The organism is Campylobacter sp. JMF_11 EL3, from assembly GCF_027736965.1.
Lineage (GTDB): Bacteria > Campylobacterota > Campylobacteria > Campylobacterales > Campylobacteraceae > Campylobacter_B.
In genome coordinates this window covers 240,190-260,000 of sequence record NZ_JAOVTJ010000002.1, presented here as the reverse complement: position 1 = coordinate 260,000, position 19,811 = coordinate 240,190, and the positions used below count along the sequence as shown (strand labels likewise).

18 protein-coding genes and 1 tRNA gene are annotated in these 19,811 nt (G+C 41.0%); 10 read left to right on the top strand and 9 right to left on the bottom strand.

Annotated elements, in window-relative coordinates; translation table 11 throughout:
• Positions 1–498 precede the first annotated feature (498 nt).
• Together OFN67_RS04935 and purB are read right to left on the bottom strand one after the other, a co-directional pair.
• Positions 499–2,874, bottom strand: a complete 2,376-nt coding sequence (locus OFN67_RS04935) for a ribonucleoside-diphosphate reductase subunit alpha (RefSeq protein ID WP_270867854.1) — start codon at positions 2,872–2,874, stop codon at positions 499–501.
• A 422-nt stretch (positions 2,875–3,296) separates the two neighbouring features.
• Positions 3,297–4,625, bottom strand: coding sequence for an adenylosuccinate lyase (gene purB / locus OFN67_RS04930; protein WP_270867855.1), 1,329 nt, complete (start codon positions 4,623–4,625; stop codon positions 3,297–3,299).
• 148 nt (positions 4,626–4,773) lie between these two features.
• Here purB and OFN67_RS04925 point away from each other — a divergent pair, with 148 nt between their 5' ends.
• Together OFN67_RS04925 and OFN67_RS04920 are read left to right on the top strand one after the other, a co-directional pair.
• Positions 4,774–5,601 carry an RluA family pseudouridine synthase gene (locus OFN67_RS04925; protein WP_270867856.1) on the top strand — a complete coding sequence of 276 codons (828 nt, stop codon included), beginning with the start codon at positions 4,774–4,776 and terminating at the stop codon, positions 5,599–5,601.
• Positions 5,602–5,785: 184 nt separating this feature from the next.
• A complete protein-coding gene (locus tag OFN67_RS04920) occupies positions 5,786–6,076 on the top strand; it encodes a hypothetical protein (protein WP_270867857.1) in 291 nt (96 codons plus the stop codon).
• Positions 6,077–6,225: 149 nt separating this feature from the next.
• Here OFN67_RS04920 and rlmN read toward each other — a convergent pair whose 3' ends face one another.
• Genes rlmN through hisF form a run of 3 tightly spaced genes read right to left on the bottom strand, consistent with a single transcriptional unit; the run spans position 6,226 to position 8,560 of the window.
• Positions 6,226–7,293, bottom strand: coding sequence for a 23S rRNA (adenine(2503)-C(2))-methyltransferase RlmN (gene rlmN / locus OFN67_RS04910; RefSeq protein WP_270867859.1), 1,068 nt, complete (start codon positions 7,291–7,293; stop codon positions 6,226–6,228).
• On the bottom strand, positions 7,290–7,799 hold the full coding sequence (locus OFN67_RS04905; RefSeq protein ID WP_333720333.1) for a phosphorylase family protein: 510 nt from the start codon (positions 7,797–7,799) through the stop codon (positions 7,290–7,292). The genes rlmN and OFN67_RS04905 overlap by 4 nt, the downstream gene beginning before the upstream one ends.
• Before the next feature lie 2 nt (positions 7,800–7,801).
• Positions 7,802–8,560, bottom strand: a complete 759-nt coding sequence (gene hisF / locus OFN67_RS04900) for an imidazole glycerol phosphate synthase subunit HisF (RefSeq protein WP_270867861.1) — start codon at positions 8,558–8,560, stop codon at positions 7,802–7,804.
• A gap of 87 nt (positions 8,561–8,647) precedes the next feature.
• Between hisF and rsmA the strand changes: the two genes are divergently transcribed.
• From rsmA to ybaK, 6 genes are all read left to right on the top strand, one after another.
• The gene (rsmA, locus tag OFN67_RS04895) at positions 8,648–9,451 is read left to right on the top strand and encodes a 16S rRNA (adenine(1518)-N(6)/adenine(1519)-N(6))-dimethyltransferase RsmA (protein ID WP_270867862.1); all 804 of its coding nucleotides are present in this window, start codon (positions 8,648–8,650) and stop codon (positions 9,449–9,451) included.
• Complete coding sequence (locus OFN67_RS04890) at positions 9,432–11,486, top strand: ribonuclease J (RefSeq protein WP_270867863.1); 2,055 nt, start codon at positions 9,432–9,434, stop codon at positions 11,484–11,486. Before rsmA ends, OFN67_RS04890 begins: the two co-directional genes overlap by 20 nt.
• A 10-nt stretch (positions 11,487–11,496) precedes the next feature.
• Positions 11,497–12,456: a KpsF/GutQ family sugar-phosphate isomerase gene (locus OFN67_RS04885; protein ID WP_270867864.1), complete on the top strand. Its 960-nt coding sequence runs from the start codon at positions 11,497–11,499 to the stop codon at positions 12,454–12,456.
• A 1-nt stretch (position 12,457) separates the two neighbouring features.
• Positions 12,458–13,228 carry a pseudouridine synthase gene (locus OFN67_RS04880; protein ID WP_270867865.1) on the top strand — a complete coding sequence of 257 codons (771 nt, stop codon included), beginning with the start codon at positions 12,458–12,460 and terminating at the stop codon, positions 13,226–13,228.
• Positions 13,229–13,437: 209 nt separating this feature from the next.
• Positions 13,438–14,397, top strand: coding sequence for an HrgA protein (locus OFN67_RS04875; protein ID WP_270867866.1), 960 nt, complete (start codon positions 13,438–13,440; stop codon positions 14,395–14,397).
• A 2-nt stretch (positions 14,398–14,399) separates the two neighbouring features.
• Positions 14,400–14,891: a Cys-tRNA(Pro) deacylase gene (gene ybaK, locus OFN67_RS04870; RefSeq protein ID WP_270867867.1), complete on the top strand. Its 492-nt coding sequence runs from the start codon at positions 14,400–14,402 to the stop codon at positions 14,889–14,891.
• Between the two features lie 44 nt (positions 14,892–14,935).
• Here ybaK and OFN67_RS04865 read toward each other — a convergent pair whose 3' ends face one another.
• From OFN67_RS04865 to OFN67_RS04855, 3 genes are read right to left on the bottom strand one after another with little or no spacing between them, the layout of a single operon-like run.
• Positions 14,936–15,889, bottom strand: a complete 954-nt coding sequence (locus OFN67_RS04865) for a hypothetical protein (protein ID WP_270867868.1) — start codon at positions 15,887–15,889, stop codon at positions 14,936–14,938.
• The gene (locus OFN67_RS04860) at positions 15,886–16,809 is read right to left on the bottom strand and encodes a DUF3137 domain-containing protein (protein WP_270867869.1); all 924 of its coding nucleotides are present in this window, start codon (positions 16,807–16,809) and stop codon (positions 15,886–15,888) included. Before OFN67_RS04860 ends, OFN67_RS04865 begins: the two co-directional genes overlap by 4 nt.
• Positions 16,809–17,369, bottom strand: coding sequence for a LemA family protein (locus OFN67_RS04855; protein ID WP_270867870.1), 561 nt, complete (start codon positions 17,367–17,369; stop codon positions 16,809–16,811). The genes OFN67_RS04860 and OFN67_RS04855 overlap by 1 nt, the downstream gene beginning before the upstream one ends.
• Before the next feature lie 115 nt (positions 17,370–17,484).
• On the opposite strand from OFN67_RS04855, the gene OFN67_RS04850 reads away from it, so the two are divergent.
• Positions 17,485–17,561, top strand: a tRNA-Met gene (locus tag OFN67_RS04850).
• A gap of 31 nt (positions 17,562–17,592) precedes the next feature.
• Here OFN67_RS04850 and OFN67_RS04845 read toward each other — a convergent pair.
• Positions 17,593–18,489 (bottom strand): AraC family transcriptional regulator, encoded by an 897-nt coding sequence (locus OFN67_RS04845; protein WP_270867871.1) that lies wholly within the window; start codon positions 18,487–18,489, stop codon positions 17,593–17,595.
• Between the two features lie 138 nt (positions 18,490–18,627).
• Between OFN67_RS04845 and OFN67_RS04840 the strand changes: the two genes are divergently transcribed.
• Positions 18,628–19,770 (top strand): iron-containing alcohol dehydrogenase, encoded by a 1,143-nt coding sequence (locus OFN67_RS04840; protein WP_270867872.1) that lies wholly within the window; start codon positions 18,628–18,630, stop codon positions 19,768–19,770.
• Positions 19,771–19,811 lie beyond the last annotated feature (41 nt).

The following is a 19,811-nucleotide window of genomic DNA, read 5'->3' as shown; positions in this document are numbered from 1 at the left end:
TCCTTATAAAAGCCCCAAAATTGGGGCTATATTAGCAATCTTGGCGTTTGTGAGTTGTTCTGCATTGTGATCTTTGCTTTACAACAACAGGAGAATTGTCTTCATTTTTTGATTGTAATTTGATAACAATCTTTTTCATTTTACGCTCCTTTCAAAGAATAATCTTGATTATACCCCCCCCCCCCCTTAAAAACCAATAAATTACCAAAACAGCATAGTCAAGCAATTGTTTAAAATGTAAAGTATATGTGAATTTTAAAAAATTTAACGAGAATTTTATTTTCCTATTGCTTGATTTTTTGCCTTATAGTTTTGTTTCTATGTGCGAAATTCAGGTTTGATAATATGTGTGAGAGCGACATTATTTTGAATAATTTTAGTGAAAACAACAGTAAGGTGAAAATTTGGTAAATCTTGCGATACCAAAATTTGCAAAAAAATCTCCAAATTTGGTCTAAATTCGGAGACTTAAAAATTCGTAGAATTTCGTCCTGTGCGCTATTGGCAACCTTCGCACTCGATACTTCTGTCGGCGACATCGGAGTTGAAATCATCAGTTGAAGGGCTTTCGCTTCTTAGATAATATGTCGATTTAATGCCAAGCTCCCACGCAAGGGTGTAAATGTCATTTAGCACCTTACCGCTAGCCTTATCAAGCGTGATAAAAATATTTAGGCTTTGACCTTGATCTATCCATTTTTGGCGGATTGCACCTGCTTTTATAAGCAGCCTTTGGTCTAGCTCGTATGCCGGAACATAGGCTTGCCAAGTATCAGGGCTTAGATTTGGCACGACCACAGGAATCATGCCGCTTAGGTTGTGTTCAAACCATTTGCGTTTATAAACAGGCTCGATAGTCTGCGTCGTGCCTACTAAAATCGAAATTGATGAAGTCGGCGCAATCGCCATTAAATAGCCGTTTCTCATGCCGTCTTTCTTAACCTTTGCGCGAAGTGCGTCCCAGTCGCAAGAATTATCTTCAAAAAGCCCCCCGCGACCGACTAGTTTTTTAGCATTTTCGTTTGCTAAATCGATTGGGAAAATTCCTTGCGACCATTTTGAGCCGTCGAATTCAGGGTATTTGCCCTTTTCAAGGGCTAAATTTGATGAAGCGTAAATGGCGTTGTAACTTATGTTTTCCATGATTTTATCGATTGTCTCAAAATGCTCGTAACTTCCCCAAATAATACCCTTTTCGGCAAGCATTTGCGCTTCGCCCATTACGCCTAATCCTATGGCGCGAGAGCGCAAATTCGTGCGTTTTACCTTTGCGTGTGGGTAAAAATTTAGCTCTATTACATTATCTAGCATTCGCACGGCAATCGGCACGACTCGTTTTATATCATCTGGCGTGTGAATTTTGCTTAAATTTACACTAGCTAGGTTACAAACAGCCGTTGCGCCCTCATCTACGCCCTTTTCGACGATGAAAATGTCTTTGCCATTTATCGTATCAAGTGCGGTGATTTTTTTAGCTTTTTTGGTGATTTTACCATTTACGACGACTTCTTCGTTTTCTTCAAAAAGCTCTTCGCTTCCGTCAGCGTAAATCACTTTTGTTTTGTAGTGATTTGGCTGTGTATTTTGGAAAATTTCGGTGCATAAATTCGAGCTTCGAATTAGCCCTTTGTGCGAATTTGGATTAACCCTGTTTGCGTTATCTTTAAAGCACAAAAACGGCATTCCAGTCTCAAAATAGCTAGTTAGGATTTTTTTCCAAAGCTCTTTTGCTAGAACGGTTGATTTGCTGATATTTGGGTCGTTTTCGTAGGCGATATATTTTGCTTCAAATTCTTCGCCCCACACATCGCACAAATCAGCCACATCGACAGGGTCGAAAAGCGTCCATTTTTCGTTATTTGCTAGGCGTTTCATAAATAAATCATTTATCCACAAAGCAGGGAAAATTTCATGCGCTCTGCGGCGTTCTTCGCCTGAGTTTTTACGCAAATCCAAAAAGTCGTTTATATCCATGTGCCACGGCTCGATATACACGGCGATTGCGCCTTTTCTAGTGCCTAGTTGATCCACAGCCACGGCTATGTCGTTTGTGATTTTTAGGAAAGGTATTATGCCACCTGCGGCGTTTTTGTGTCCGTCGATACTGCCGCCCATTGCGCGGACTTTGCACCAGTCCCAGCCGATACCGCCACCAAATTTTGATAAAAGCGCCATTTCTTTGTAGCTATCAAAAATTCCTTCGATATTATCAGGCGTGCTTCCTACATAACAGCTTGAAAGCTGGTGGCGAGTAGTGCGTGCGTTTGAGAGTGTCGGAGTGGCAAGCATGACTTCAAATTTGCTTATTAAATCGTAGAATTTTTTCGCCCAGCCTTGGCTGTCTAGCTCATTTTGCGCCAAAAACATAGCAATCGCCATAAACATGTGCTGTGGAAGCTCAATCGGCTTTGCTTGTCTGTCTTTTATAAGATAGCGATCATAAAGCGTTTTAATGCCAAGATAGGTAAATTGCAAATCGCGCTCTGGCTTAATGTAGGCGTCTAAGTCGTCTAGGTCGTATTTTTCTTTTAGCCCTAGCATGATGCGCCCCTCGCTTTCACCGCGCTCAAAGTAGGTTTGAAGCGATTGATAGCCGGTGAAGCCCGATACTTTGTGATACAAATCATAAAGGAAAAGTCGCGCTGCCACAAATGTCCAGTTTGGGCGGTCTATGTCGATTTTATCGACGGCGGTTTTGATAAGGGTTTGCTGGATTTCCTCCGTGGTAATCATATCGCGAAACTGAATTTTTGCATCGACTTCTAGCTCGCTAAGGCTGACATTTTCAAGCCCCGCTACCGCGTCCCCAGTGAATTTTTTGATTTTTGAAATATCGAGTTCTTCGGTTCTACCGTTGCGTTTAATTACTTTCATTTTTGCGTCCGTTTCTAAGAAAAAATAATTGTGCGATTGTATCTTTTTAAAGCTTATGATTTAAGAAAATTTATCCAAATTTTGCTTTGGAGTTTTGCTAAATTTTAAGTTAAATTATTATGGGAAAATTTGGGTATTTTTTGATTTTATGACAGAAAATTTAGCCCAAAATGGGCTAAATTTTTAAAATTTTAATCCAAAAATACAACGAGCTAAAATGCAGAGCCCAAAAAACTCCAAAAGAGTTAGTTTGGGGGCGTGAAAATGCTTCATAGCAATCGCCTCCCACAACGGAAAGCAGATAGCAACTATAATAAACAAAAAAACAAAGATAAAGCGCCTTCTACAAGTGCGCGTGCGCCAAAAAAACTCTCTTGTTTGCTCTCTCTCATACTGACTCCTTTAAATTTTACTCTTGTAGCTTACCCAAACACCCTAGCGAAAATTTTATCCACATTTTTGGTGTAATATCCATAATCAAAACACGCTTTAATCTCATCTTCGCTCAAAGCCTTTCGCAAATCTTCATCGGCTAGTAAATTTTGCAGATACAAACTAGCTCCGTTTTCATCGATAGCCTTTTTGCCTTCTTGCAAATCAGCCCAAACTTTCATCGCATTTCTTTGCACGATTTTATAGGCTTCTTCACGCGACAGCCCTTTTTTAGGAAGTTCTAGCAAAACTCTTTGTGAAAAAACTAGTCCGCCTGTTAAATTTAAATTTTTCATCATATTTTCAGGATAAACGACTAGGTTTTCGATCAAATTTGCAAGGCGATTTAGCATAAAATCCGCCGTCACAAAGCCATCTGGCAGTATAAATCTCTCAACCGAACTATGACTAATATCTCTTTCGTGCCACAAAGCGACATTTTCCATAGCAGGAATCGCATAACTTCTTAAAACCCTGCAAAGCCCCGTTACATTTTCGCTAAGAACGGGATTTCGTTTGTGTGGCATAGCTGAGCTCCCTTTTTGTCCGGGAGCAAAATACTCTTCGCACTCATAAACTTCTGTTCTTTGGTAGTGGCGGATCGCAACGGCGATTTTTTCGCAGCTTGAAGCCAAAATCGCTAGTGCGTTCATAACTTGTGCGTAGCGATCTCTTTGTATGACTTGGTTTGACGCCGGGGCTGGTTTTAAGCCTAGATTTTGGCAAACTAGCTCTTCAAGTTCTAACGGAGCGTGGGCGAAATTTCCCATTGCGCCACTGATTTGACCGACACTTATGACGCCATAAGCGTGTTTTATAAGTTCTAATGCGCGGTTAATTTCATCGTGCCAAATCGCTAAAACAAGCCCGAAAGTTATCGGTTCGCCGTGAATTCCATGACTTCGCCCAACCATAAGCGTATTTTTGTGCTTCATCGCTTGATTTTTGATTGCCGATTTTAGGGCTTCGATGTCAGCGATAATCAAATCCAAGCTATCTTTTATCTGCAATGCCACAGCCGTATCGATACAATCGCTACTTGTCATACCATAATGCACAAATCTGCTCTCTTCGCCAAGACTTTCGCTCACGCTGGTTAAAAACGCAATCACATCGTGCTTTGTCGTTTTTTCGATTTCGTCTATGCGTTCGACGCTAAATTTAGCGTTTTTGCAAATTTTTTCGCAATCATCATCAGGGATAAAGCCAAGCTTGTTCCACGCCTTAACCGCTGCCAGCTCCACTTTTAGCCAAGCGTCGTATTTGGCAAATTGCGTCCATTTGTCTTTCATAATTTTTCGTGCGTATCGCTCTACCATTTTTGTGCCTTTATTTGAAATTTGATATAATCCGAAATTATATTAAAAAAGGGCTGAAAACTTAGTTAATATGGCGTATGAGAAATTTAGTTTAGGTAAATTTAGAGATCGGCGAATTTTTGAGATTTTGCTGGGCTTGGGGCACGATATGAAAACTGCGCAAAGGCTGTGTGATAAGGGCAGGGTGCTAGATAGCTCTGGTGCGGTAATGGCAAAAAACAGCGTGGCAAAGGGCGAGATTTTTTTGATAGATTATAAATGTGAGCCAAAAGGACTGCGCGCGATTTTTGAATGCGAAGAATTTGGTGTTTTTGATAAGCCTAGCGGAGTGCTTTCTCACCCAAACGGCAGACATTGCAAATATTCGCTTTATGATGAAATTTGGTCGCTTTATGGTCGCTCTGCGGCGGTCGTTCATAGGCTCGATAAAGAGACAAGCGGCGTGATACTGGTCGCAAAAAATTTGGCTAGTTTAAATGCGCTAAAAATGCTTTTTGAAAATAGGGCAGTGAAAAAATCATATTTTGCTTTGGTGAGCGGGAAAGTTGAGCGAGAATTTGTAATCGATGAGCCAATAGGCGAGAGTTTAGAAACTGACGAAGTGGCTATAAAAATGCGAATTTGCGAAAACGGCAAAAAGGCGATAACCGAAATTTATCCGATAGAGTATTTTAGCGAATTTAATGCCACTTTGGTTCGAGCCGTGCCACTGACTGGAAGACAGCATCAAATTCGTTTGCATTTGTTTCATGTGAAACACAATATTTTAGGCGACCCGCTTTACGGGACTGATACGGCGACTTTCGAAGCGATTTTGGACGAGAAATTAAGTGTCGAAGAGCGGATAAATTTAACAGGTGCTTCTAGGCTTTGCTTGCACGCAGCGAATTTGCACTTCGAATTTAACGGGAAAATTTATAATATTCAAACAAAGGCTGATTTTAAAAGCGAGTTTTTGAAAGCGTTAAAATTTTGAAACAAAATGGATATAAAAATATTGCTTCAATAAATTCTATATTTATTACAAATTCCTAAATTTGATAAACTGATTGGTATTATGAAAAAACGATAGCTAAACCAGCTAAAATTTGCAAATTTAAGCAATTTTTAAGGGGGGGGGGGGGGGTATGATATTGTGAATTTTAATCTGAAAGGATAACATGGAAAAACGAGAATTAACATGTCCATTTTGCGGCAAAGATGACATAAAATTTGGTGCGATTGTTTGTGGTGATTGCAAGGCAGAGATTGCTTATGGTTGTTCGTGGCTTGGGTGGTTTGTGGCTGCGATAGTTTTATTGTTTCTTGGTCTTGCCACTCTTAATGATGGAGGCTTGTTATGGATTAGTGGCGGCATACTTACTTTGCTTGTGGCAATATATAAATTTCAAAGGAATCGTAAGTTAAAAGATAATCCGGAATTTATACGAGCTCAAAAGCATGTAAAATAAATCTATTTAAATTATAAATAATGGGCTAGATTGTTTTAAGAATTTTTTCTAGCAATTTAGCCCATTATTTTTTCTCGTTCAAAACTACGAACAAAATTCCGCCAATGCCTACAACTGCGACAATGGCGATGAAAACAATTTCAATTATATCAAGTGTGCTCATTTTTGTTTCTTTCTTTTAGTTGTCCGCACGCAGCACTTATGTCAAGCCCCTTGCTTTGGCGAATCGTGCAGGTTACGCCATGCGCGCTGAGATAATCTTGGAATTTTACCATATTTTCCGTGCTTGGGCGCAGATACGGGCTTCCTTCGTGCGGGTTAAAATATATCAAATTTACCTTTGCTTTTATGCCGTGAAGTAGCTTTACAAGGGTTTTTGCGTCGCTAGGGCTATCATTTACGCCACCCATGACAAGGTATTCAAACATCACTCGCTTTCGCATATCTATGGGGAAATTTCGCACGGCGTCCATAACCGAAGCTATGTTGTAGGCTTTGTTTATCGGCATTAATTTGGCACGAAGCTCGTCGGTTACGGCGTGAAGCGAAATGGCAAGTAAAACGCCCAAATCCATTTCGCCAAGCTTTTTTATCTGTGTAGCTAGACCGCTCGTGCTGATAGTCTGGCGGCGTGGAGCGATGGCTAGGCCATCATTTTCTTTTAGAATTTGCACGGCTTTTGCAACATTTGCTAGGTTATCTAGCGGTTCGCCCATACCCATATATACGATATTTACGCGTCTTTCGTAAGGGATTTGATTTGCGATTTTTATGTATAAAATTTGCCCGACGATTTCACCTGCTGTGAGATTTCGCACAAATCCGCCTTTGGCAGTCAGACAAAACGCACAGCCCATTTTGCAACCAACTTGCGAACTGACACAAATCGTGTATCTTGCATGGCGTGAAATTTTGCCGTTTTCGTCGGCGACTTCATCTTTCATAGGAAGCAAAACGCTTTCTATGGTTTTGCCGTCTTTTAGCTCGAAAAGATATTTTTTGCTTCCGTCGATACTCTCTTCGCATTTTACGCATTTTACGGAGTCTAAATAGAAATTTTCGCTTAAATTTGCTCTTAATTCCTTTGGTAAATTTAGCATTTCATCAAAATTTTTAACACCTTTTTTGTAAATCCACTCGTAAATTTGCTTGGCTCTAAATTTTGGCGTTACAAGCTCGGATAGTTCATCAAGTGTGAAATCTAGGATATTTTTCAAATTATTCCTTTTTGTTTTAAGTAATTTTCTAAAATTTCTTTGGCTTTTGCGTGATTTTTCAAAAATTCTGCGTGTGCGTTTTGGTTGCAAAAATTCGTCGCGACGAAAATTCCGCGAGCTGGGATTTTGAAACTTTCGGCGACTTTGACGACAGAGTAAAATTCCATATTTTCGATTTTGTAGCCGAGTGTGGCGAATTTTTGCGCGCAAATTTCATCTGTGGTGATGAAATTTGATGAGTTGCAAAATGTTTCATATGAAACATTAGGGTCAAAAATCGGGCTGTATGAGTAGCCACAAAGCTCGGAGATTTCGTGGTTTGTGGCTGTTTCGCACTCGAAAATATCAAAAATTTTACCTTCGCCATATAGACCGCAACTGCCTACAAACAAAATTTCGCTATGTTTTTCGCTCGCTAAAATTTTGGTTAAATTGATAGCGCAATCCACGAGCCCCACGCCGACAGCGCGAGCGAAGTCGAATTCTTCGCCATTTCCTGCGCACACTATCAACTTCGAACCCTTATGCCGTTTTGCAAAAGATAGGCTTTTAAATCTTTGATTTTTATCTCGCCGAAGTGAAAAATGCTCGCCGCGAGTGCCGCGTCTGCCCCACACTCAAAGGCTTCTTTGATATGTTCCATATTTCCTGCACCGCCACTTGCGATGACAGGGATTTTTAGCATTTTGCTAATTTTACCCGTAACTTCTAAATCAAAGCCGTTTTTGGTGCCGTCGCAGTCCATAGAAGTGAGCAAAATTTCCCCCGCACCGCGGTTTTGCACTTCCTCTGCCCACGTATAAGCGTCCAGTCCGGTGTCTTCTCTGCCACCTTTGACAAAGACATTGTAGCCCTCACCAGTTCGTTTGACATCGATTGCCACGACGACGCATTGAGAGCCAAATTTTTTCGCTGCTTCGTCGATTAAACCTGGATTTGCGATGGCTGATGAGTTTAGGCTGACCTTGTCGCAACCCACATCCAAAAGTCGCGAAATATCGTCGATTTTACGGATTCCGCCACCCACGGTCAGCGGGATAAAAAGCTGTTTTGCCACGCTTTCGACCACATGCACGATAGTGTCGCGATTCTCAAAACTAGCCGTAATGTCTAAAAAACAAAGCTCGTCCGCACCCTCGTCGTTATAGCGTTTTGCGATTTCGACAGGATCGCCTGCGTCGCGTAAATTTACGAAATTTATGCCCTTTACCACGCGCCCATTTTGCACATCTAGGCATGGAATTATTCGTTTTGCAAATGTTTTCAAAATTTTGCCCTTTAAAATTTTTGTAAATTTTAGCCAAATTTCGCTTATATAACCATTTTATAAGTAAAAATTGGATAAAATTTCTCGATGATAGTTGCAAAGAAAAAATTCGGACAAAATTTTTTAAAAGATAGTTTGATTTTAGACAAAATTATCCAATCGATTCCCAAAAATGCTGAAAATATCGTAGAAATTGGGCCTGGCTTGGGTGATTTAACTCGTAATCTTTTGAAGAGTTATAAAGTAAAAAGTTTCGAAATTGATAATGATTTATATCGGATTTTGTGCCAAAGCTTCGCCACAGAGATAAAAAACCGCGATTTGGAGCTGGTTTTGGGCGATGTTTTGGAAATTTGGGAAAATTCTCTTAGCGAAAAACCATATTTTTTGGTTGCTAATTTGCCGTATTATATCGCGACAAATATAATCCTACGAGCCATCGAAGACCCGCTGTGTGAGGGTTTGGTTGTAATGGTGCAAAAAGAGGTCGCGCAGAAATTTTGCGCAGTTTCTGGGAAGCGGGAATTTGGCGCGATTTCGGTTTTGGCTAGCCTCTGTGGCGGGGCGCAGTATCTTTTCGAGGTGCCTCCACACGCTTTCGAGCCAGCTCCGAAGGTCATTTCAGCCGTGATGAGGATAGAAAAGACGCGCAATCCTTTCCAAAGCGTGGAGCAAAAGCGCGAATTTGAGGCGTTTTTGAGAGTGTGTTTCGCCTCTCCTAGAAAAACGCTAGCCAAAAATCTAAGCGCAATCGCGCCCAAATCAGATATAACCCAAATTTTCGAAGAACTAGAAATTTTTGAAAACACAAGACCGCACGAGTTAAATTTCGCCTTATTTTTAGATATTTTTAAAAAATTGAAGGTGAAAAATGGAAGAGAAAAAAACTAACAATCAAGCGCAAAACTCCGATTTTACAGGCCCTGAGCGCTTAAAAAAGGTAAATAGACGCCGCAGACACAGGGAAAATTTAAAAAAATCGTTTGATGAGAGCAAAAATCAAAAAGACGAGCAAAAAACCCCAGCAAACGAAAACAAAAAAAATAAAAAATCAAAAAGCGAAAAAGCGCAAAATCTATCCAGCGAAACAGCCGTGCAAAGCCCAAATTCAGAGGAGGGCGCTAAAAAGAAAAAACGCTCCAAACGCAAGACAAATATGCCAAAAAGCCTAACCGGTACCGAGCCGTGGCATGTGGCTATGGACGAGGCGATCGCGGCGAATAAGGCTATGCACGAAGCAAGGCTCTATCCGCTAAAAAATGCAAATTCTAGTGAAACTATCCGCATAACTCCGCTTGGCGGACTTGGCGAGATCGGCGCGAATATGACGATTTTCGAGACCGCTACGAGCGCGATTATCGTCGATGTGGGTATGAGTTTTCCTGATGATAATATGCCCGGCGTGGATATTTTGATCCCTGATTTTAGCTATGTTCGCAAAATCGCTGATAAAGTCAAAGGTATCATCATCACGCACGCGCACGAGGATCACATCGGCGCAATGCCCTATTTTTTCAAGGAATTTCAATTCCCAATCTACGCTACGCCGTTGCCTTTGGGTATGATTTCAAACAAATTTGAAGAGCATGGCTTAAAGGCAGAGCGAAGCTATTTCCGCCCAGTGCAAAAGCGCAAAATTTACAAAATCGGCGATTTTGAGGTCGAATTTATCCACATAACGCACTCGATTATCGACGCTAGCGCACTTGCGATTACCACAAAGGCTGGCACGATTATCCACACTGGCGATTTTAAAATCGACCACACCCCAATCGACGGCTATCCGACCGATTTAAACCGCTTGGCGCATTATGGCGATCGTGGCGTAATGCTACTGATGAGCGATAGCACGAATTCTCACAGAGACGGCATTACCAAATCCGAAAATTCGGTAGGCAGGACATTTGACGGCATTTTTGCTAGCTCGAAAGGGCGCGTGATTATGAGCACATTTAGCTCGAATATCCACCGCGTCTATCAAGCGATCGAGCGCGGTGTGAAATACGGTCGCAAGGTCTGCGTGATAGGGCGAAGTATGGAGCGAAACCTATTTACGGCAATGGAGCTAGGCTATGTCGAGCTCGATCGCAAAATTTTCATCGATCCAGATGAGGTTAGCAAATACCCCGACAATGAGGTTTTGATCGTAACCACAGGCTCTCAGGGTGAGACTATGAGCGCGTTATATCGTATGGCCACAGATGAGCACAAATACATAAAAATCAAACCAACCGATCAAGTTATCATTTCGGCAAAGGCGATTCCGGGCAACGAAAACAGCGTCTCAACCGTGCTAAATTTCTTGCTAAAAAGTGGCGCGAAGGTGGCGTATCAGGATTTCAGCGAAATCCATGTCAGCGGACACGCTGCCCAAGAGGAGCAAAAACTAATGCTTCGCCTAATCAAGCCGAAATTTTTCCTACCAGTTCATGGCGAGTATAACCACATAGTCAAACACCGCGAAACTGCGATAGAATGCGGGATTGATGAGAAAAATATCTATTTGATGAACGACGGCGATCAAATGGAGATTTGCGAAAAATACCTAAAACGGGTCAAAACCGTCAAAACTGGCAAGGTTTTCATTGACAATCAAATCAATAAGCAAATTTCCGATGAAATCGTAAAACACAGGCAAAATTTGGCCGACGCTGGCGTGGCTGTAATCATCGCTCAAATCGACAAAACAGCCAAAAAGCTTATCAAATCTCGCGTCATTACCTATGGGCTTGTCGCAGAGTCGCAGACATCTGCCTTTACCAAGGATATGGAGGGCTTAATCGAGCAGTTTTTGGCGAATATGAAAACCGAAATTTTGCTTGATAACCGCGTGTTAGAGTCGCAAATTCGCCAAGCCGTGCGAAAGCACATTTTTAGAAAAACGAAAAAATATCCGACAATCGTGCCGGTTATTTACCTAATGTAAGGGGCATTTTATGGGCATTTTAGAAAACGCAAAAGAGGTTTTAAGGCTCGAAGGTAGCGAGCTTTTACGCCACGCCGAGCTTATCGGCGATGAAATCGAAAGAGCGGTAAATTTGATTTTAGAGTGCAAAGGAAAGCTAATCGTTACAGGTGTGGGCAAAAGCGGACATATCGGCGCAAAAATCGCTGCCACTTTGGCAAGTACCGGCACACCTAGCTTTTTCATGCACCCCACAGAAGCCCTGCACGGCGATTTGGGAATGGTCGGCAAAGATGATTTGGTTTTGGCGATAAGTTTTAGTGGCGAGAGCGAAGAGTTAGTGCGAATTTTGCCACATATTAAGCGATTTGGCGTGAAAATCATCGCAATGGCAAGTAATAAAAATAGCTCTCTTGGGCGAATAAGCGACGAATTTATCAGCCTTAAAATCGAAAAAGAAGCTTGTCCGCTTGGGGCTGCGCCTACGGTTTCTACCACGCTAACATTAGCGTTAGGCGATGCGTTAGCAGTGTGTTTGATGAGTGAGCGAAAATTTCAAAAAGAAGATTTCGCAAACTTCCACCCGGGCGGCAGTCTTGGCAAACGGCTATATCTAAAAGTCGCCGATGTCATGCGAACTAACGATTTGCCGATTGTTAGCGAGAGTGTTAGTCTAAAAGAAGCCATAAATGCGATGACGCACGGCAAACTAGGCACCGTTTTGCTAACTAACACTAACGGAAAACTAACGGCGATTTTAAGCGACGGCGATTTGCGTAGGGCGCTCATGAGCGAGAATTTTAGCCTTGAAGAAAGCGCGATTAAATTTGCTACAAAATCGCCAAAAACCATTGAAAATTCGCAAATTTTAGCTTCCAAGGCGTTAGAGATGATAGAAAATTTCAAAATTCAGCTTTTAGCCGTTACGGACGAAAACGGCACCCCAATCGGCACCGTGCATATCCACGACCTTAAAAACATAGGGCTGTAAAATGGAAAAAATGCGTTTAAATAAATTTATCTCGCACAATACGGGCTATTCACGCCGTGAAGCCGACGAGCTAATCAAAAACGGCAAAGTTAGCATAAATGGGCGAGTTGTTAGTGAGTTTGTCGAAGTTAGCGGTGAAGAGAAAATTCGCATAAACGGGCGTTTGGTCAAGAAAAAAACCGAATTTAGCGTGATTGTCTATCACAAACCAAAGGGCGAGTTAGTCACCAAAAAAGACGACCGCGGTCGCAAGACGATTTATGACAGCTTACCAAACGGATTTTCTAAATTTGTTAGTATCGGACGGCTTGATTTTGCTAGTGAAGGGCTTTTGCTATTAACTGACGCCCCTGCGATCGCCACGGCTCTAATGAAAAGCGACATCGAGCGCGAATATTACCTAAAAGTCAAAGGCGAAGTGAGTGATGAAGTCGTAACGGCGATAAAAGAGGGCTTTTACGCAGATGATGCCACCAAGGGCGCTCACGCCAAAAGCAAAATCAAATCAATGGAATTTAAGCCCTTTTTGGCATATCGCATAATGCCAAGCAGTGGTGGCTACACCAAAATCAAAGCTATCATAAACGAAGGGCAAAACAGGGAGTTAAGGCGGTTTTTTGGGTATTTTGACCTAGAAGTGGTGGATCTCAAACGCACGGCATTTGGGCGAGTTACGCTAGGGACTTTGAAGCCCGGAAAGTGGAGATATTTGGATAGTAGCGAGTATGAAGACCTGCGAGATTTCTTAAAACAAGAAAAAATTTATTACTAAAATTCCCCAGACTTGACGGATTAAATTAAAAAATTTCACGCTTCCTGCGGTCACGGACGACCTAGTCCGCTCCCTTGAAAGCCTGAAATTTTTTAAATTACTACGCCTATTTTGTCTTGAATATTTTTTGCGTAAAAATACAAGCAAATTCATTTTTAATACAAATTCTGTTAGAATTTTCTGTTTGAACTTTTAACAAAGGCGATAAAATGAGTAGAGTAAAAAGAAGTGAAGCCATAAATGTAGCTGTTGAAATTTTGCAAAAACTAGGAAATTCTCCACTTAGTCCTATGAAATTTTGGAATAAAGCCGTAGAATTTGGATTGGTTCATAAGCTAAATTTTAAAGGGAAAACTCCGTGGGAAAGTTTTAGTCGTGATATCTATATGGATGTAAAAAATAATTTAGATACTCCGTTTGAAATTTATCAAGAAAGACCAAAATTGGTAGTTTTGAAAAATAATAAAGTCGGTAAAATTGAGCAAAAAATAAATGAAACTATAAGCGATGATAAATTTTCATTTCATGAGCGAGATTTGCATCAACTTTTAGTAAATTTTATTTATTCAAATGAAAATTTCTACGCTAGGGCAAAAACAATCTATCACGAAAAAAGTCAAAAAAATAAAAAAGGCGCAGATAAATGGCTCTACCCTGACATTGTGGCGGCAAGATTTGAATATGAAAGTTTTACCCCAAGTCTTACGAAATTTATTGACAAATACGCAAAATTACCGATAACAATTTATTCTTTTGAAATGAAAAAAGAGCTAAATGTGGGAAATTTTAGAGAGTATTATTTTCAAGCTGTTAGCAATTCAAGTTGGGCTAATGAAGGGTATTTGGTTGCGTTAAATGTCGATGTAACCGATGAAGAGCTTATGGAATTGATAAAAAAATTAAACAACTCGTTTGGCATTGGCGTCATCAGCCTAAATCCAAGTGAAATCGCTCAAAGCGAAATTTTGGCAAGAGCAAAATTTAACAATACACTTGATTTTAGCGTGGTTAATGATTTAAGTAATAAAAATATTGATTTTTCCAAATTTTTAGAAACCATTAGAGATTACGATACAAAAAATCCAACTAGATTTAATGGAGAATTTGACAAAATTTTAGATGATAACGAAGCTTTGAAAAAATATGTAAAAGATAAGAAAATAGGCTAAAAATGTCCAAAAAAATCGAAAAAACTAACGCTTGTCGCATACTTGACGGGCTTAAAATTCAGTATGAAATCCTAGAATACGAAGTAGATGAAAACAACCTTGACGCCGTGCATGTGGCAAATTCGTGTCAAAAGCCTATCGAGCAGGTCTATAAAACGATAGTTTGCGAGTGCGGAAATGAATATATCACAGCGTGTTTGCAAGGCGATTTAAACCTTGATTTAAAGGCGTTAGCTAGAATTGCGAAAGTCAAACGAGCCGAGCTAATGAACCTAAAAGAGCTAACAAAAATCACAGGCTATGTTAGGGGCGGTTGTTCGCCACTTGGCATGAAAAAGCACTTTCGCACATTTATCGACTCACGCGCACTAACACAAACTCAAATTTGCGTTAGCGCAGGAGTGCGGGGCAAACAAATTTGGCTAAATCCAAACGATTTGGCGACTGCGACAAAGGCAGAATTTGGCGAATTTGCCGTGAAATTAGAAGGCTAAATTTCAGCGCTCGAATTTACCCTAAATTTAAAAGCTAAATTTCGCTAAGAGCGCATTTCGTTTAGCAAAGCCGTAATCTTTGGCTCTTCACTCGCTTTGATTTCGTTAGTGGCGAAGGGAGCGAGATTTCGCGCGATTTCTATCATCATATTTATGCTTAAAATCACATTTGCATTTTGGTTCGTGTCTATGCGAGTAAAGAGCGTGTCGTTCGAAACCGCGATAAATACGGAGTTGCTCACAGCGTGCATTTGCACTGGGGAGTTTAGGCTAATGCTGATGAGTTCGAGCGTGGTTAGGATTTTGCCGTCTTTTAAAACCTCGCTGTCAAAATTCTCGCCAGCGTAAATGTCGAAAATATCGGATTTGGCGATATTTGCCTTTTGGAGTTTGAGGTGCGGGGTTTGGAGCATAAACTCACCCTTGCCAATCGCCGAAAAATCACTAGCAAAAGCGAGCGGATAGTCAAATTTCGCTATAAATCCAGTGTAAATTTTGCCGTCATTTATGCGCCCCCACTCGAATTTATCAAGTCCGAGCAAACTTTTTTTTCGTTTGTTAGCCCGTGTTAGCGCAGCATCGCCAAATTTCGCCTCGATTTCACCTACTTTGCCTACTAGTGATCGTTTGCAAACGCATGTGTTAGCGTCTTTTTTAATCGGAAGCGAGCTTAAATCCTCTAAAAAAAATGCGCCAAATGGCTTAAAAGTAAGCCCGGTTTCCTTGGCAATCCAAAGCAAAATTTCATTATCAAATGCTTTGTCGAGCAGGGCTGAGAAGTGCTGTTTTTGGTTTTTGTCAAAATACGAGTGCGCCAAAATCCCGCAAATCCCAATCAAACAGCCCAAAATGATTTTAAATTTCAGCGAATATCCGCCACTTAAAATCAAAAACGCCAGCGCACAAACCACGCAAACGACGATAATTAGCCGTTTTTTCGCGCTCGCTTCACTTTCTAAAATCGTCTTTTTTTTCAGCTCAAACGATACTATACTCATATTTTCTCCACAAATGCTTTTTGATTGTTTTTCAAAATTTTAGCCAAAATTTTAAATTTTTCCAACTCCTTTTTTAGCGTGACGGCCGGGGAGTTTTCGCCAAGGAGCGGGTATGAAATATTTGGCTCGAAGCTGTTTTTACCAAGTGCGATATATAGCCAAATTTTACCTCCCTCACATGCTAGGCTAAGTGGGGCTTTGAAATAATCCCTAAGTGCGATTAATTGCTCCATAAATTTGGGCGTTAGTATGTAATGCGCGCTGATAGGATCATTTGAATATGTGCGGAAATACTGCTCAAACTCAGCGTTATCCATACTAACGCGTTTTAGGTGTGAGTTAGCTCTGGCGTTAGTGTCGATGACATGGAGCGTGGAGGCGAAATTTTGGTTAAATTCGGCTATAAGCGTTATGCCATAAAACAGGGTTGTTAGTTTGGGTGTTTGTTTTTGGTTAGTGTGCGTTTGTGTTTGTTTGGCGAGATAAATATCGCAAAACTGCGCCCTCACGCCCTCGATTTCCCCGGCGAAAAAATCATCGCCCCTATACACGCTAAAACCGCTTTCATAAAACCCGGGCGCGTTAAATTCGGCGAATTCGAAAAATCTCTTGCGCTCGTAGTTTAAATTTTCGTCTTTGGCGATTAGGCTTAGGATTTCGTCCTTAAAGCGCGCGTTAAAGGGCGTTATAAGCCTAGCGTGCGAAATACTAAAAAACATAAGCGAGGCAAAAACGCAAATTATGCTAGAAATGAGCAAATCAGGCACAAATCGTAGCAAAACGGGGAGCAGGACGAAAATAAGCGCAAAGGAAGCGACCTTTAAAATGCGTAAATTTTTGGCGATTTTTGCGCGCTTTTTTTCTAAAATTTCCAAATTCTGGATAATTTCTTCGTTTTTAAATTTTAAAATTTTTTCCATTATTTTAGCATTTCTGATAAATTTGGCGCGCGTTTTTCGCTATCATCGGCGGCGAAAAATTCGCTTTTTTTGAAGTGAAAAAAGCTAGCGATGAGGTTTGTGGGAAACATTTCGCATGCGTTGTTATACACCATAACTGCGCCGTTGTAAGCGCGTCTGGCTGCGCTGATTTGCTCCTCGACTTCGCTTAGTGTGGCTTGGAGATGAAGAACATTTTCGTTGGCTTTTAGCTCTGGGTAGTTTTCCACAGCGATTTTTAGCGAGCCAAGAGTGCGCGAGAGTTCGGCGTTTAGGGCGAATTTTTGCGCGTCGTTTGTGGCGCTCATCGCCTCGCTTCGCAAAGCCGTGATTTTGCTCAATACTTCGCGCTCGTGCGTTAGGTAGGCTTTGACAGAGGCGAGTAAATTTGGGATCAAATCGTAGCGTTTTTTAAGCTGTGTATCGACGCTAGAAGCGATATTTGCGACCTGATTTCGCTTGGCAATCAAAGAGTTATAAATCCCAATAATGCTAAAAATCAAAACGGCAACAATGATTAAAAAAATAGTAAAACCGCCCATATTTTCCCTTTGAAAATGAAATTTTGCTATTTTAGCATAAATTATATTTAAAATTTTGCGCTTTTTAAATTTTATATAAGTAAAATTTGGATAAACTCCATTTTTCCTACAATGTGTCAAGGTAGCTCAGCTGGTTAGAGCGCTGGTCTCATAAGCCGGAGGTCGAGAGTTCAAGTCTCTCTCTTGACACCATTTTTTTATACGATTTTAAATTACACCGATTTTAGCTCAGCGTCAATTCTTTTAGCGTTTGGATATGCGCTTTTGGGGGCAGTCCATACATGCGTGCGTATTCTCTGCTAAACTGACTCGTGCTCTCATAGCCCACATCAAACGCCACTTGCGAGACCGAAGTCGTGGTATTTAGTAGCATAAATTTCGCTTCTTCTAGTCTAATTCGTTTTTGAAATTCTAGCGGCGAAAGGGCGGTAAATTTTTTGAAATTGTGGTAAAAAGACGAAACGCTAATGCCGATTTTTTCAGCCAAATCGCTCATATTTATCGCTTCGTTAAAATGCGCTGAAATCTCGCTGATAGCGTGTGCGATTTGGTTTTGCATGGTGCCGTTTAGGATAAATTTGTATAAGAAATTCGCAGCTCCCTCATCGCCACTCATCAGCGAATACAAAACCTCTTTTATCGATAGATTTACCAAATACTCGCTGTGCGCGCCGCCTCGTTCTAGCAAATGCACCAGCCTAGCGATAGAATCAGCCAAATCGAAGCTGATTTTGCTCACATATAGGCTCTCTTTGAGCTTTTTTTTCGACGGGGTGAAATTTATGTTTTTGATCGCCTCTGCCAAATCATCGACTTTAAATTCGACAATAATTGACAAAAGTGGGCACTGCGTAACCCTGCCCGAAATCGGTATGTGAGTAGGGGTGAGCATGAATTGGTCTTTGTTATAAAAATACTCTTTGCCGTTAAATTTCACTAGCTTGTTTCCGCGTAGAGCGATACAGATACTAGGCTTGTAAATTCCGCTGCGAAACTCGGTGGTTTCGTCCGCGCGGTAAAATTTAATCTGCTCGATTTGTGTATCTATAATGCCGTAATTTGGATAATTTTTATCAATAAAATTTGCAATTTCATCTAAAATTTTGTTTTTATCTTTCATTTTCGCCCCTTTTGAAATTTTGATTTATTTTAGCAAAGAATTTTAAATTTTGCAGAATTAGGCAATAAATTTGTAAAATTTGTCTATAAGAATTTTGTAAATTCGGTTATAATGTGCGAAATTTTTTAAAGGAGAATTATGGAAAATTTCAGTTTTAAAAACCCTGTGCAGGTCGAATTTGGCAAGGGTAAAGAGAAAAATATCGGCGAGTATATGGCAAAATACGGCGCGAAAAAGGCGCTTGTGGTTTATGGAAGCGATAGAGTGAAAAAATCTGGACTTTTCGATACGGCCGTAAATTCGCTCAAAGCTCACGGCATAGAATACGCCGAGCTTGGCGGGGTCAAAAGCAATCCAGTGCTTAGCAAAGTCCATGAGGGCGTGAAAATCGCGAAAGATTTCGGCGCAGATAGCGTGCTAGCAATCGGTGGCGGAAGCGTGCTAGATAGCTGTAAGGCAATCGCAGCAGGAGCGTGCTATGAGGGCGATGTGTGGGACTTTTTCTTCGCAAAAGAGGTTCAAAAAGCACTTATGATTTTTGACATTATCACACTTGCCGCGACTGGTTCTGAGATGAATAGAGGCGGCGTAGTCACAAACGAAGCGACAAAGCAAAAATTTGGCATAGATGGCCCAGCTTTGTTCCCAAAAGTTTCAGTTATAAACCCAGAGCTTCAAGCTACCGTAACGCCTGAGTATTTGGTGTATTCGGCTAGCGATATCATCGCACACTCAATCGAGGGCTATTTCACAGCCACAAAACACCCTGAAATCATCGATATGTATATCGAAGCAAACATCAAAACCGTTATGAAAACAACCGAAATTTTGCTTAAAAACCCTGATGATTACGAGGCTAGGGGCGATTTCGCGTGGGCTGCGACAATGGCATTAAACGGACTAACTTATGTTGGTGTTAGTGGTTATTCATATCCAAATCACATGTTAGAACATGCAATGAGCGCGGTGGTTGATTGTGCGCATGGTGCAGGTCTAAGCGTGATAATGCCAGCGTGGATGAAATGGTATAAGAAAAATAATGAAGCCAAATTTGCGCGCTTTGCCAAAGAGATTTTTGGGCTTGATAGCGCAGAGGCTGGAATTGACGCGCTTAAAGCGTGGTTTGATAAAATCGGTACCCCAACGACGCTTGGCGGGGTAAAAATTGATGATAGCAATGTAGGTGAAGTCATGGAAATCATCGTGCGAGACGCGCCAAAATGGGGCTTACCACAATACGACGCAAAAGCTGTGAAAGAGATTTTTGATCTAGCAAAATAGTCTGAAATTTGGCGGAATTTTAAAATTTCGCCAAATTTTAA

What these genes read in the sequence shown, in the direction of transcription:
- rsmA (WP_270867862.1), top strand. Translation starts at nt 8,648, where the DNA reads ATGATAGTTGCAAAGAAAAAATTCGGACAAAATTTTTTAAAAGATAGT.
- OFN67_RS04860 (WP_270867869.1), bottom strand. Translation starts at nt 16,809, where the DNA reads ATGGAAAAAATTTTAAAATTTAAAAACGAAGAAATTATCCAGAATTTG.
- OFN67_RS04890 (WP_270867863.1), top strand. Translation starts at nt 9,432, where the DNA reads ATGGAAGAGAAAAAAACTAACAATCAAGCGCAAAACTCCGATTTTACA.
- OFN67_RS04855 (WP_270867870.1), bottom strand. Translation starts at nt 17,369, where the DNA reads ATGGGCGGTTTTACTATTTTTTTAATCATTGTTGCCGTTTTGATTTTT.
- ybaK (WP_270867867.1), top strand. Translation starts at nt 14,400, where the DNA reads ATGTCCAAAAAAATCGAAAAAACTAACGCTTGTCGCATACTTGACGGG.
- purB (WP_270867855.1), bottom strand. Translation starts at nt 4,625, where the DNA reads ATGGTAGAGCGATACGCACGAAAAATTATGAAAGACAAATGGACGCAA.
- OFN67_RS04885 (WP_270867864.1), top strand. Translation starts at nt 11,497, where the DNA reads ATGGGCATTTTAGAAAACGCAAAAGAGGTTTTAAGGCTCGAAGGTAGC.
- OFN67_RS04935 (WP_270867854.1), bottom strand. Translation starts at nt 2,874, where the DNA reads ATGAAAGTAATTAAACGCAACGGTAGAACCGAAGAACTCGATATTTCA.
- OFN67_RS04845 (WP_270867871.1), bottom strand. Translation starts at nt 18,489, where the DNA reads ATGAAAGATAAAAACAAAATTTTAGATGAAATTGCAAATTTTATTGAT.
- OFN67_RS04920 (WP_270867857.1), top strand. Translation starts at nt 5,786, where the DNA reads ATGGAAAAACGAGAATTAACATGTCCATTTTGCGGCAAAGATGACATA.
- OFN67_RS04840 (WP_270867872.1), top strand. Translation starts at nt 18,628, where the DNA reads ATGGAAAATTTCAGTTTTAAAAACCCTGTGCAGGTCGAATTTGGCAAG.
- OFN67_RS04925 (WP_270867856.1), top strand. Translation starts at nt 4,774, where the DNA reads ATGAAAACTGCGCAAAGGCTGTGTGATAAGGGCAGGGTGCTAGATAGC.
- OFN67_RS04865 (WP_270867868.1), bottom strand. Translation starts at nt 15,889, where the DNA reads ATGAGTATAGTATCGTTTGAGCTGAAAAAAAAGACGATTTTAGAAAGT.
- OFN67_RS04875 (WP_270867866.1), top strand. Translation starts at nt 13,438, where the DNA reads ATGAGTAGAGTAAAAAGAAGTGAAGCCATAAATGTAGCTGTTGAAATT.
- OFN67_RS04880 (WP_270867865.1), top strand. Translation starts at nt 12,458, where the DNA reads ATGGAAAAAATGCGTTTAAATAAATTTATCTCGCACAATACGGGCTAT.